General features: G+C 72.6%; 9 protein-coding genes. 8 read left to right on the top strand and 1 reads right to left on the bottom strand.

The window, feature by feature from the left end; all coding sequences use genetic code 11:
* Positions 1-105 precede the first annotated feature (105 nt).
* The 4 genes from CYQ11_RS11580 (at position 106) to CYQ11_RS11565 (ending at position 7,917) form a co-directional block, all read left to right on the top strand.
* The gene (locus CYQ11_RS11580) at positions 106-609 is read left to right on the top strand and encodes a DUF6912 family protein (RefSeq protein WP_099200279.1); all 504 of its coding nucleotides are present in this window, start codon (positions 106-108) and stop codon (positions 607-609) included.
* Between the two features lie 52 nt (positions 610-661).
* Positions 662-1,324 carry an HAD family hydrolase gene (locus tag CYQ11_RS11575; RefSeq protein WP_099200280.1) on the top strand — a complete coding sequence of 221 codons (663 nt, stop codon included), beginning with the start codon at positions 662-664 and terminating at the stop codon, positions 1,322-1,324.
* Positions 1,325-1,662: 338 nt separating this feature from the next.
* On the top strand, positions 1,663-6,669 hold the full coding sequence (locus CYQ11_RS11570) for an NAD-glutamate dehydrogenase (RefSeq protein ID WP_099200281.1): 5,007 nt from the start codon (positions 1,663-1,665) through the stop codon (positions 6,667-6,669).
* A gap of 93 nt (positions 6,670-6,762) precedes the next feature.
* Positions 6,763-7,917 (top strand): hypothetical protein, encoded by a 1,155-nt coding sequence (locus tag CYQ11_RS11565; RefSeq protein WP_146104676.1) that lies wholly within the window; start codon positions 6,763-6,765, stop codon positions 7,915-7,917.
* On the opposite strand, the gene CYQ11_RS11560 is transcribed toward CYQ11_RS11565, so the two are convergent.
* The gene (locus CYQ11_RS11560; RefSeq protein WP_099200283.1) at positions 7,845-8,405 is read right to left on the bottom strand and encodes a GtrA family protein; all 561 of its coding nucleotides are present in this window, start codon (positions 8,403-8,405) and stop codon (positions 7,845-7,847) included. The genes CYQ11_RS11565 and CYQ11_RS11560 overlap by 73 nt on opposite strands.
* Positions 8,406-8,522: 117 nt before the next feature.
* Here CYQ11_RS11560 and manB point away from each other — a divergent pair, with 117 nt between their 5' ends.
* From manB to CYQ11_RS11540, 4 genes are read left to right on the top strand one after another with little or no spacing between them, the layout of a single operon-like run.
* Positions 8,523-9,602 carry a mannose-1-phosphate guanylyltransferase gene (gene manB / locus CYQ11_RS11555; RefSeq protein WP_099200284.1) on the top strand — a complete coding sequence of 360 codons (1,080 nt, stop codon included), beginning with the start codon at positions 8,523-8,525 and terminating at the stop codon, positions 9,600-9,602.
* 38 nt (positions 9,603-9,640) lie between these two features.
* Positions 9,641-10,480, top strand: coding sequence for a polyprenol monophosphomannose synthase (locus CYQ11_RS11550; RefSeq protein ID WP_099200285.1), 840 nt, complete (start codon positions 9,641-9,643; stop codon positions 10,478-10,480).
* Positions 10,481-10,498: 18 nt separating this feature from the next.
* Entirely contained in the window at positions 10,499-12,004 is a 1,506-nt protein-coding gene (locus CYQ11_RS11545) for a hypothetical protein (RefSeq protein WP_104650985.1), read from the top strand.
* A complete protein-coding gene (locus CYQ11_RS11540) occupies positions 12,001-13,251 on the top strand; it encodes a glycosyltransferase 87 family protein (protein WP_099200287.1) in 1,251 nt (416 codons plus the stop codon). Before CYQ11_RS11545 ends, CYQ11_RS11540 begins: the two co-directional genes overlap by 4 nt.
* Position 13,252 lies beyond the last annotated feature (1 nt).

The raw sequence follows: 13,252 nt of genomic DNA, 5'->3' as shown, positions 1-13,252 counted from the left end.
GCCACCGGCGCTTCGAAGGCGCCACCGGCACTTCGAAGGGGGACCCGCGCCCGTATGCTGGCAGCACCATCCGTAAGCCCCCCGGAAACCAGGAAAGCGGCGGTCATGCGCGTCTACGTCCCCCTGACCCTCCCCGGTCTCGCCGAGGCGTACGAGGCGGGCGAGCTGGGCCCGGCCCCGCTGGACGCCTACGCGGTCACCCCCGCCCTGCGTGAGTGGTACGTCTCGGACGACATCGAGGAGCTGGAGTACGCGGCCCTGAGCCGCGCCGCCCAGGGCTCGCTGCGCATGCTCGCCGGCGACCCCGCCGCCGCGCGGCGGCGCGTGGTCGTCGCCGTGGACGTGCCGGACCGGCTGGTGGCAGCCGACCCCGACCGGGCGCTGGACCAGTCCGCGCTCGGCGAGGTGCGGCTCGCGGACCCGGTGCCGCTGAAGAAGGCCGCCTCGGTGCACGTCGACTCCGACGACGCCGAGGAGGACGTGGCGGCCGCGGCGGCCGCCCTGGGCGCGGCGGACCAGGGGGACGACGACGCCCAGTTCACCGTCGACGGGGCCGAGGACCACGAGCTGATGTGGTTCGGCGTCCAGGAGATCCCCAACCTCGTCTAGGGACGGCGTTGTCGGACCCTGCCGGTACGGTCTTCGCATGGGGATGAACAGCATGGGTGAGCAGGCACCGCACATCGTTTGGGATTGGAACGGGACCCTGTTCCACGACATCGACGCGGTCATGTCCGCCACGAACGCGGCCTTCGCCGAGATCGGCCTGGAGCCCATCACCCTGGCGCGCTACCGCGAGCTGTACTGCGTGCCCATCCCGCGCTTCTACGAACGGCTGATGGGCCGCCTCCCCACCCGGGCCGAGTGGGACCACATGGACGTGATCTTCCACCGACACTATCTGGACCACCACCTGCGCTGCGGCCTCGCGGAGGGCGTGGAGTCGCTGTTGGAGGGCTGGCAGGAGACGGGCGGCACCCAGTCGATCCTGTCGATGTACGGACACGAGGACCTGCTGCCCCTGGTGCGGGGCTTCGGCATCGAGCGGAGGTTCGTCCGGGTGGACGGCCGCACGGGTCCCTCGGGCGGCAGCAAGGCGGAGCACATGCGCCGCCACATATCCGGTCTGGAGGGTGTGGCGGCGCGGCGCACCGTCGTCATCGGCGACGCGCTGGACGACGCCGTCGCGGCGGCCCACGTGGGCGCCCACGCCGTGCTGTACACCGGGGGATCACACAGCCGGGCCAGTCTGGAGGGGGCGGGCGTGCCCGTCGTCGACACGCTCGCGGAGGCCGTGACGGAAGCGGCCCGGCTGGCGAACTGAGGCGTTTGTCGCCTCGTCTGTCCGGAGCGGCCAAGTTCAGCCCCTGGTTTTGTACACAATCGGCCGGTGCGTTTCCCCGGGGGAAGAGCGATAGCCTTACCAGGTGATCAGCGCGATATCCAGCAGTGGCGACGACGCCTCTGTCCTGCTCCCGGGCCGTCACCGCGCCCGGGTCGCCGCTGGTCCGCGGAACCGGGCACTTCCCGCTGACTTCACCGAGAACGGCCCGGCCACCTCTCATCCCGGCATACCGTCGAAGACGACCGGAGAACCCGCGTCGCGGCGTGATGCCATCACCATCTATGTCACGCAACGGCGCGCGACAGGAGCCAGAGGACATGCAGACCAAGCTGGACGAAGCCAAGGCCGAGCTGCTCGAGAGGGCGGCCCGCGTCGCTGAGAACGTCCCGGCCGGGGGACAGCAACCGGTCGGCGGGAAGGGCGAGGGCGGGTTCGACCGGGCGACCCTGACCGCCTACCTCCAGCGTTACTACCTGCACACCGCCCCCGAGGACCTCACCGGCCGCGATCCGGTCGACATCTACGGCGCGGCGATCTCCCACTACCGCCTCGCCGAGAAGCGGCCGCAGGGCACGGCGAACGTCCGGGTGCACACTCCGACCGTCGAGGAGAACGGCTGGACCTCCAGCCACTCCGTCGTCGAGGTCGTCACCGACGACATGCCCTTCCTGGTCGACTCGGTCACCAACGAGCTCTCCCGGCAGAACCGCGGCATCCACGTCGTCATCCACCCGCAGGTGGTCGTCCGCCGTGACGTCACGGGCCGTCTGCTGGAGGTGCACGGCCCCGCCTGCGACGCCCACGGCAGCGGCAAGGACGCCGAGCTGCCGCACGACGCGCTCGTCGAGTCCTGGATCCACGTCGAGATCGACCGCGAGACCGACCGCGACGACCTCAAGCAGATCGCCGCCGACCTCGTGCGCGTCCTGTCCGACGTCCGCGAGACCGTCGAGGACTGGGGCAAGATGCGCGACACCGCGCTGCGCGTCGCCGACGGCCTGGCCGACGAGCCCACCGACGACATCCCCGGCACCGAGCTGGACGAGGCCCGTGAGCTGCTGCGCTGGCTCGCCTCCGACCACTTCACCTTCCTGGGCTACCGCGAGTACGACCTGACGAAGGCCGCCACCGACGCCGGTGAGGAGGACGTGCTCACCGCCGTCCCCGGCACCGGCCTCGGCATCCTGCGCTCGGACCCCACGCACACCGCGGACGGGCACCACGACGGCCACCACGCGCCGCTGGCCCGTCCCTCGTCGCCGTCCTTCAGCCGGCTCCCCGCGGACGCCCGTGCCAAGGCCCGCGAGCACAAGCTGCTCGTCCTCACCAAGGCCAACAGCCGTGCCACCGTGCACCGCCCCTCCTACCTCGACTACATCGGGGTCAAGAAGTTCGACGCCGCCGGCAACGTGATCGGTGAGCGGCGCTTCCTCGGCCTGTTCTCCTCGGCCGCCTACACCGAGTCCGTCCGCCGGGTGCCCGTCATCCGCCGCAAGGTCGCCCAGGTCCTGGACGACGCCGGCTTCCGTCCCGACAGCCACGACGGCCGCGACCTGCTCCAGATCCTGGAGACCTACCCGCGCGACGAGCTGTTCCAGACGCCGACGGACCAGCTGCGCGCCATCGCCACCAGCGTGCTCTACCTCCAGGAGCGCCGCCGTCTGCGGCTGTACCTGCGCCGCGACGAGTACGGGCGCTACTACTCCGCCCTGGTCTACCTGCCGCGCGACCGCTACACCACGGCCGTCCGGCTGCGTCTGATCGACATCCTCAAGGAGGAGCTGGGCGGCACCAGCGTCGACTTCACCGCCTGGAACACCGAGTCGGTTCTCTCCCGGCTGCACTTCGTCGTCCGCGTCGAGCCCGGTGCCTCCCTGCCCGACCTCACCGACGCCGACGTCGAGCGCATCGAGGCCCGTCTGGTCGAGGCCGCCCGCTCCTGGGCCGACGGCTTCGCCGAGACGCTGACCGCCGAGGTCGGCGAGGAGCGCTCCGCCGAGCTGCTGCGCCGCTACAGCCACGCCTTCCCCGAGGGCTACAAGGCCGACCACAGCCCGCGCAGCGCCGTCTCCGACCTCGCGCACCTGGAGCGGCTGACCAGCGTCGGCGGTGGCCACGACTTCGAGCTGAGCCTCTACGAGCCCGTCGGCGCCGGCCCCGGCGAGCGCCGCTTCAAGATCTACCGCACGGGTGAGCCGGTCTCCCTCTCCGCCGTGCTGCCGGTCCTCCAGCGCCTGGGCGTGGAGGTCGTCGACGAGCGTCCCTACGAGCTGCGCTGCTCGGACCGGACCACCGCGTGGATCTACGACTTCGGTCTGCGCCTGCCCGAGCACGTCGAGGGCGACGACGCCCGCGGCCGCTTCCAGGACGCCTTCGCGGCCGTCTGGACGGGCGACGCCGAGAACGACAACTTCAACTGCCTCGTGCTGCGGGCCGGTCTCGACTGGCGCCAGGCGATGGTGCTGCGGGCCTACGCCAAGTACCTGCGGCAGGCCGGTTCGACGTTCAGCCAGGCGTACATGGAGGACACCCTCCGCAACAACGTCCACATCACCCGGCTGCTGGTGAACCTCTTCGAGGCCCGGATGTCCCCGTCGCTCCAGCGCGCCGGCACCGAGCTGACCGACGGGCTGCTGGAGGAGCTGGACGGCGCCCTGGACCAGGTGGCGAGCCTGGACGAGGACCGCATCCTGCGCTCGTTCCTCACCGTCATCAAGGCCACGCTGCGGACCAACCACTTCCAGCGGGACGCGCAGGGCGCGCCGCACGGCTACCTGTCCCTCAAGCTGGACCCGCAGGCCATCCCCGACCTGCCGGCCCCGCGCCCGGCCTTCGAGATCTGGGTCTACTCGCCGCGCGTCGAGGGCGTGCACCTGCGCTTCGGCAAGGTCGCCCGAGGCGGCCTGCGCTGGTCCGACCGCCGTGAGGACTTCCGCACGGAGGTCCTCGGCCTGGTCAAGGCGCAGATGGTGAAGAACACCGTGATCGTCCCGGTCGGCGCCAAGGGCGGCTTCGTCGGCAAGCGCCTGCCGGACCCGTCCGTGGACCGTGACGCGTGGCTGGCCGAGGGCATCGCCTCGTACCGCACGTTCATCTCCGGTCTCCTCGACATCACCGACAACATGGTCGGCGGCGAGGTCGTGCCGCCGAAGGACGTCGTGCGCCACGACGGTGACGACACCTACCTGGTCGTCGCCGCGGACAAGGGCACCGCGACCTTCTCCGACATCGCCAACGAGGTGGCGGAGTCCTACGGCTTCTGGCTCGGCGACGCCTTCGCCTCCGGCGGCTCCGCGGGCTACGACCACAAGGGCATGGGCATCACCGCCCGCGGCGCCTGGGAGTCGGTCAAGCGCCACTTCCAGGAGCTGGGCCACAACACCCAGACCCAGGACTTCACGGTCGTCGGCGTCGGCGACATGTCCGGTGACGTGTTCGGCAACGGCATGCTGCTCTCCGAGCACATCCGCCTCGTGGCCGCCTTCGACCACCGGCACATCTTCCTCGACCCGACGCCGGACGCGGCCGTCTCCTACGCCGAGCGCCGCCGTCTGTTCGAGCTGCCCCGCTCGTCCTGGGCCGACTACGACACGGCGCTGCTCTCCCCGGGCGGCGGCGTCCACCCCCGCACCGCCAAGTCGATCCCGATCAACGCGCAGGTGCGCGCCGCCCTTGGTATCGAGCCGGGCGTCACCAAGATGACGCCGGCCGAGCTGATGAAGGCCATCCTCAGCTCCCCGGTCGACCTGCTGTGGAACGGCGGCATCGGCACGTACGTCAAGGCGTCCACCGAGTCCCACGGCGACGTGGGCGACAAGGCGAACGACGCGATCCGCGTCGACGGCGGTGACCTGCGGGTCAAGGTCGTCGGCGAGGGCGGCAACCTGGGTCTGACCCAGCTCGGCCGCATCGAGTTCGCCCTGTCCGGCGGGCCGGAGTCCACCGGCGGCCGGGTGAACACCGACGCCATCGACAACAGCGCCGGCGTGGACACCTCCGACCACGAGGTGAACATCAAGGTCCTGCTGAACGGCCTGGTCACCGACGGCGACATGACGGTCAAGCAGCGCAACAAGCTGCTGGCCGAGATGACCGACGAGGTCGGCGAGCTGGTGCTGCGCAACAACTACGCGCAGAACGTCGCCCTGGCCAACGCCGTGGCCCAGGCCCCCAGCCTGCTCCACGCGCACCAGCGGGTCATGCGCCGCCTCAGCCGCGAGGGCCACCTGGACCGGGCCCTGGAGTTCCTGCCCAGCGACCGGCAGATCCGTGAGCGGCTCAGCGCCGGCCGCGGGCTGACCCAGCCCGAGCTGGCCGTCCTCCTCGCCTACATCAAGATCACCGCGGCGGAGGAGCTGCTCACCACCGGGCTGCCCGACGACCCGTACCTCCAGCGACTGCTGTACGCGTACTTCCCGCAGCCGCTGCGCCAGTCGTTCGGCGAGCAGATCGACAAGCACGCCCTGCGGCGCGAGATCGTGACGACCGTCCTGGTCAACGACACCGTCAACTCCGGCGGTTCGACCTTCCTGCACCGCCTCCGGGAGGAGACCGGCGCCTCGCTGGAGGAGATCGTCCGGGCGCAGGCGGCGGCCCGTGAGATCTTCGCCCTGAACGAGGTGTGGGACGCCGTCGAGGCGCTCGACAACGTGGTGGCGGCGGACGCGCAGACCCGGATCCGGCTGCACTCGCGCCGGCTCGTCGAGCGCGGCACGCGCTGGCTGCTCAACAACCGCCCGCAGCCGCTGCAGCTGGCGGAGACCATCGAGTTCTTCCGCGACGGCGTGGAGACGGTCTGGGCCGAGCTGCCCAAGCTGCTGCGCGGCGAGGACCTGGAGTGGTGGCAGTCCATCCACGACGAGCTGGTCGCCGCGGGCGTGCCCGCCGAGCTGGCGGTCAAGGTCGCGGGCTTCTCGTCGGTCTTCCCGGCGCTGGACGTCGTGGCGACCGCCGACCGCACCGGCAAGCAGCTGCTGGACGTCGCCGAGGTCTACTACGACCTCGGGGACCGGCTGCACATCACCCAGCTGATGGACCGGATCATCGAGCTGCCGCGCGCGGACCGCTGGCAGTCCATGGCCCGCGCCTCCATCCGCGAGGACCTCTACGCGGCCCACGCGGCGCTGACGGCCGAGGTGCTCTCGGTCGGCAACGGCGCCTCGACGCCGGAGCAGCGGTTCGCGGAGTGGGAGGAGAAGAACGCCGCGATCCTCACCCGGGCGCGCACGACGCTCGACGAGATCCGTGGCTCCGACTCCTTCGACCTCGCCAACCTGTCGGTGGCGATGAGGACGATGCGCACGCTGTTGCGTACGCACAGCTGACGCGCCGCGCGCACGGCGCATGTCGTGAGCGCACAGGGGGCGGCCCCGGGGAAAACCCCCGGCGCCGCCCCCTCCGCGTGCTAAGAGTGACGAATGAAAGTCGTTTCACGGCTTGTGGCCGCACCGGCCCGCCGGGAGGCGTTCCGCGCGGTGGCCCTCCACCTGGGGCTGGCCCTCATCGGCTTCGGCGTCCTCCTGGTGATCAACCGCCACCTCGGGCACGGTGGGCAGTGGCTGCTCCACCGCTGGGACAGCGGCAACTACCTCCGCGTCGCCGAGCGCGGCTATCCCCGTTCCCTCCCCTACCGCGACGACGGGACGCCCGCCTACAACCGGCTGGCCTTCTTCCCGCTCGTCCCCGCCCTCATCCGGGGCGTGCACCTGGTCACGGGGCTGCCCTTCGCCTACGCCGGAGTGCTCGTCTCCTGGTGCGCGGCGGCGGTGGCCGCGGCGGGCGTGTACACGCTCGTGCGGGCGGCCGGGGGCCGTCCCGCCGCCGGGTACGCGTGCGTGGCGCTGTGGTCCTGCTCCCCGTACGCCTTCGCGCTGTGGGTGCCCTACTCGGAGGCGGTCTTCACCGCGGTGCTGGTGTGGGCGATGGTGGCGCTGCTCGCGGACCGGTGGCTGGTGGCCGGGGCGCTGTGCGTGGTGGCGGGCACCGTGCGGCCGACGGCCACGGTGCTGATCGCGACGGTGATGGTGACGGCCGGCTGGGCGGTGCTGCGGCGCGGGGGCGGCTGGCGGCCCTGGGCGGCGCTGTTCCTGGCCCCCGTGGGGCTGCTGGCGGGCTGGCTCTATCTGGGGAGCCGCGTGGGCCGCTGGGACGGCTGGTTCGAGGCGGAGCGGGCGTGGGGGCAGTCGTTCGACTTCGGCCTCGGCACGGTGCGGTTCCTGCGGCTCGTGCTGTTCTACCGCGACGGGGAGGTCCACGACGTCCGGCACGCCGCGGTGGTGGCGCTGGTGCTGCTGACGGCCGTCGGGGTGCTGGCCCTGGCGCTGGACCGGAGCGTGCCGTGGCCGCTGGTCGTGCTGGTCGCCGGAGCCTGGCTGCTGATGATGGGGACGCCCGGGTCGCAGTTCTCCAAACCGCGCTTCATGCTGCCGTTCCTGCCGGTTCTGCTGCTGTTGGTGGCCCGGCCGCTCGCGCGTGCTCCGCTGGTGGTGCGGATCTGTCTCTACGGTGGAGGTGCGGTGGTCTCGGGTTGGTACGCGGCGGGGTTGCTCGTGTTGTTCGACGGGTCGCCGTGACGGGGACCGCCGCCCCGCCGGGGGTCGTGGCCGGGCAGCGCCCGGAAGACCCAGGCGCGGTAGGACCAGAAGCGGAACAGGGTGGCCGTGCCGATGCCCACGAACTTGAACAGGTTGCTCAGGAACGGGCTGGCCAGGCCGAGGCCGTAGGTGGCGGCGTAGAGCACGCCGTTCTCGATGACGAGCCCCACGACGCTGAAGACGGCGAAGAGCACGACCTCTCTGCTGCGGTGTCTCTTGTCCCGGTCCCGGTAGGTGAAGTAGCGCAGGCCCAGGTAGTTGAAGGCGATGGCGACGACCGTCGCGATCACGCTGCACCGCACCACGGGCAGCCCGGTGGCGCCGCGGCAGATGTTGAAGACGCCCAGGTTGACGAAGATCCCCAGGCCGCCCACCGCGCCGAACTTCACGAACTCCTGTCCGAGCGCAAGCAGCCTGGCCGGTCCGGGCACGCGCTTCCCCCTCGATTGCGTCGGTCGCAAGGCCATCTCCCGATACGGTCGCCACGCGTTGCGGACATTTCACGTAGACAACAGATTGTAGTGTAAATTGCCGCAAAAAATGACGCAGTGCGACAAGGCGGCCACAGCGGGCGAGGAGCTGGCATGACAGAGGCGGTACTGCTGGTCGGCGGCAAGGGCACCCGGCTCCAGCCGCTGACCATCAACACGCCGAAGCCGATGGTCCCGGCCGCCGGCGTGCCCTTCATCGCCCACCAGCTGGCCCGCGCCAGAGCCGCCGGCGTCGACCACGTCGTCCTGGCCACCTCCTACCTCGCCGAGGTCTTCGAGCCCTACTTCGGCGACGGATCCGCCCACGGACTCCGGCTGACCTACGTCCACGAGAGCGAGCCGCTGGGCACCGGCGGCGCCATCCGCCACGCCGCGCGCGCCCTCGCGGCCCGGCCGGGTGAGCCCGTTCTGGTCTTCAACGGCGACATCCTCACCGGGCTCGACATCCGTGGGCTGCTGCGGCGGCACGAGCGGGTGCAGGCCGATGTGACGCTGCACCTGACCCGGGTGGCCGACCCGCGGGCGTTCGGCCTGGTGCCCACCGATGGCGACGGCCGGGTCCTCGCCTTCACCGAGAAGCCCCGCCGCCCGGAGGAGATCGTCACCGACCAGGTCAACGCCGGGTGCTACGTCTTCCGGCGCGAGGTGATCGACGCGATCCCCGCCGGCCGGCCGGTCTCCGTCGAGCGCGAGACCTTCCCCGCGCTGCTGGACGCCGACGCCCTGCTGCACGGCGTCGTCGACGCCTCGTACTGGCTGGACCTGGGCCGCCCCGCGTCCTTCGTCCAGGCCTCCGCCGACCTCGTGCGCGGCATCGTGCACTCCCCGGCCGTCCCCGGCGACCCCGGCGAGTACCTCGTGCTGCCCGGCGCCCACGTCGAGGGCGGCGCCCGGCTCGGCGGCGGCACGGTCGTCGGCGCGGGAGCACGGGTGGCCGCCGGAGCCGTGGTCGAGGGGTCCGTCGTCCTGGACGGCGCCCGCGTCGAGGCCGGCGCGCGGGTGACCGCCTCCATGATCGGCAGCGCCGCCCGGGTGGGGCCGCGCACCGTGATCGACTGCGCGGTGATCGGTGACCGTGCGGAGATCGGCGCAGACAATGAGCTGCGCGAAGGGGCCCGCATCTGGTGCGGCACGGCCATTCCGGATGCCGCCATCCGCTTCTCCGCCGTCTGAACGCTCCCGTCCGTCACCGACCGAATGAGGACCTGTCCATGAGCGCTCCGCGCACCCCCGCCGCCGCGACACCGCTCCCCGCCGAGTGGGGCCGCATCCCCCTGACCGTGGTGATGCCCACCTACAACGAGGCGGCCAACCTGCCCACCATGGCCGAGACGCTCATGGCCCTGCCCCTCGAAGGGCTGCGGCTCCTGGTCGTCGACGACAACAGCCCCGACGGCACCGGCACCGTCGCCGAACAACTGGCCGAGAAGTACAACGAACCGGGCGAGGCCGACGAGCCGGGCCGCGTCCGCATGGGCGTGCTGCACCGCACCGCCAAGGCCGGCCTCGGCCGCGCGTACGCGGCCGGCATGGAGCGCGCCGTCGACGAGGGGGCCCGCTACGTCCTCCAGATGGACGCCGACGGCAGCCACCCCGCCGACAAGATCGCCGAAATGCTGGGTGTCGCCCTCGCCACCGGCGCGGACGTCGTCGTCGGCAGCCGCTACGTGCCCGGCGGCACCCTCTCCGACGCCTGGAAGGCCCACCGCAAGCTGCTCTCCCGCTGGGCCAACGCCTACGCCAGCGGCATCCTCGGCACCCGCGTCCGCGACATCACCGGCGGCTTCAACCTGTGGAGCGCGGACGCCCTGCGCCGCCTCGACCTGTCCTCCGTCGACAGCGCCGGCTACAGCTTCCAGGTCGAGACGAAGTACCGCGCCCTGCGCTCCGGCCTGACGGTCATGGAGGTGCCGATCCACTTCGAGGACCGTACGGTCGGGGAGTCGAAGATGGACCTGACGGTCCAGCTCGAATCCGTGGCCATGCCCTGGCGGCTGCGGTCCAAGGCCCTTCGCGCCGCCCGCGCTCCCCGCCGCGCCCCCGGCCGCTGACCCGTCGTGAGCCCGGCCGTGGCCTTCAGGGCGCGCCTCCCGCACCGGGCGGCCGCCGTCGCCGCCCTGCTGGCGGCAGCCCTGTTGCTGCTCATGGTGGTGCGGCTGCCCTGGTCCGGTGACCTGGGCATGCACGGCGCGGTCCTGGAACGCCTGCGCGCCGACCCGTTCCACCCGGGCAACCCCCTGGTCGACGCGGACACCCCCAGCCCCTACTACTCGCCGTGGACGCTCCTGCTCGCGCTGACCGGGGCGGTGGCGGGCTGGGGCACGTTCGGCGTGCTGCGGCTGGCCGGGCTCGCCGGGCTCCTCCTGCTGGTCACGGGCATCGCCGCGTACGTCCGTACGCTCACGCCCCGGCGCACGGCCGTGCCGCTCGCGCTGCTGTGCGTCCTGCTGCTGTACGGCGTGCGGCTGTTCGCGTGGAGCGGGGTGCCGGGCCTGACGTCGCTCAGTCTGACCCTCGCCTATCCGAGCACCTTCGCCCTCGGGCTCGGCTTCCACCTGTGGGCGCTGCTGCGCGTGGCGCTGGCCCGGGACTGGGGGACGGCCCGCTTCCTGGGGCTGGGGGTGCTGCTGGCGACGGTGATGCTGAGCCACCCCTTCACGGGGGCCGTCGTGGTGCTGGGAGCAGTGGCGCTGGTCCCGCAGGCGCGGCCCGGCCGGGCGGTGCGGCGCAGGCTCGCCGCCGGGGGCGGCCTGGCCCTGGCGCTGCCGCTGTGCTGGCCGTACTACTTCTTCCCCGCCCTGCTGGGCGGAGGCGGCCTGGACGCCATCCACGCGCCGCTCTACGGCGGTCTCGCCGGGAGGTTCTGCCTGACGGCGCTGGGCGTGGTGGCCCTGGGGGCGCGGCTGCGGCGCGACGGCCGCGACCCCCTGGGGCTGCTCTTCCTGCTCGGGGCCGCCGTCTTCGCCGCGGGCGGCCTGAGCGGCCACTACGCCTGGGGGCGCGTGCTGCCCGCCATGCTCCTCCCCGCGCAACTCGCGCTGGCCGTCGAGACGGCGGAGGCCCTCCCGCCGCCCTTGCGGGACCGGGGCGGGCGGCTGCGGCGCGCGCTGCCGGCGGTGACGGCCGCCGCCCTGCTGGCCGGGGCGTGGGCGCAGGCCGGCGTGCTCTCGTACGTCCTGCGCAGGGACGCCGTCCCGCCCGTGCTGCGCGACGCGCGGGTCATCGGCCTGTGGCCGGGGTTCGGCTGGGCCGCGCGGCGGGTGCCCAAGGGGGCGACGGTGATGACGGACGACTACCACGCCCTGCGCGCCCTCCCGGCCTACGGCCCGTACACCGTGGCCCCTGCCTACCCCGATCTCTTTCTGCCCGACGAGGAGCGCCGCCGCGACGCGACCCGGCGCTACTTCTCCCCTGCCACCTCCCGGGCCGAACGGCTCGGCATCCTCAAGGAGTACAGCGTGCGATGGGTGCTGCAGAAGAGCGGCGGGGGCGGTCTGCCGCCGGGTGACCCGGCGCTCAGGAGGGCGGCCGAAGGGCCCGGTGGGCTCGCGCTGCTGGAGGTCGTCCGCCCGTGAGCACGTCCCCGGCCTCCGGCCCCCGCCCCGGCTTCACCCCCTGGCTCTACGGCCGTGCGCCACGTCCGGTCCTCTGTGCGGCGGTGCTCGTCTACGCCCTGAGTGCCATCCGGTCGTACGAGAAGGCCCGTACGGGTATTGATAACGAGGTCGTCGTGCGGGCGGCGCGGACGTTGCTGGAGGGCGGATCGCCGTACGCGGACAAGCGGTTCCTGTACCTGCCGGGCGCGGTGTTCGCCGCGTTGCCGCAGACGCTGTGCTCCGAGCGGGTGCTCTTCTACGGCGTCCCGGTGGTGACCGGCCTGCTGGTGGCCGTGGGAGCGGTGGTGGCCCTGCGGATCTTCGGCGTGCGGGCGGACAGCCGGCTGGCGGCGGGCGTGGCGGTCGGGCTCGCACTGTTCCTGCCCTTCCACAGCCTGACCACCCTGGGCAACTGGACGGCCGCCTCGGTGGTCGCCTTCCCGGCGGCGCTGCTGGCGGCCCGGCACGGACGGTGGGGCGCGGCGGGCGCGGTGACCGGTGCGGCGATCGCCCTCAAGCCGATGCTGGTGCCGCTGTTGCTGCTGTTCGTCCTGGCGCGGCAGTGGCGGGGCTTGGCGTGGGCGGTGGGCATTCCGGTGGCGGCGTCCCTGGCCGCCGCCTCGGCGATGCCCCGACCGGGCCTGTTCTTCACCCGGACGCTGCCCTTCCTGCTGCACGGTCAGGACGCGTACGCCCGGCCCTACGACGCCGCGTGGCCGGCCTTCCTGCCCCGGGTGGGGGTGCCGCAGCCGCTGGCCTTCACGCTGGCGACGGCCGCGGCGACGGCGGTGCTGTACTGCGCGCGGCTGCGGTGGCGGGGCGGGGGTGACGAGGGGCTGCGGCTGGTGGAGTGCGCGTCGCTGCTGATGCTCGCGGCGTTCGTGGTCTTCCGCCCGTCGTTCATGAACTACGCGCTGGTGGTGGTGCCTTCGCTGACGGCGTCGGCGGTGGCGCGGGGCGCGGCCGCGCGGTCGGTGTGGTTCTGGATGCCGCTGGTGCCGCAGCTGGGCGGGGTGCCGTGGCCGGGGCTGGAATCGGCGCAGCGCCACGCGTTCAAGGACGTCGTGATGTTCGGCGGGCTGGCGGCGGCGCTGGCGCTGGCGGCGTGGCGGCGGCGGGTCCCGCACGGGACCAACGGGCTGGTCACCGCCGCGACGGCGGTCACTGTCAGTGGTGGTGCCTACTCTCTTTGTAGTGAGTTTGAGCCCCGGCCGAGTCCGAAGTGAG

It is taken from the genome of Streptomyces cinnamoneus, from assembly GCF_002939475.1.
GTDB lineage: Bacteria > Actinomycetota > Actinomycetes > Streptomycetales > Streptomycetaceae > Streptomyces > Streptomyces cinnamoneus_A.
Note: the sequence above shows the minus strand (reverse complement) of the source record. Positions and strands in the feature narration are given on the sequence as shown.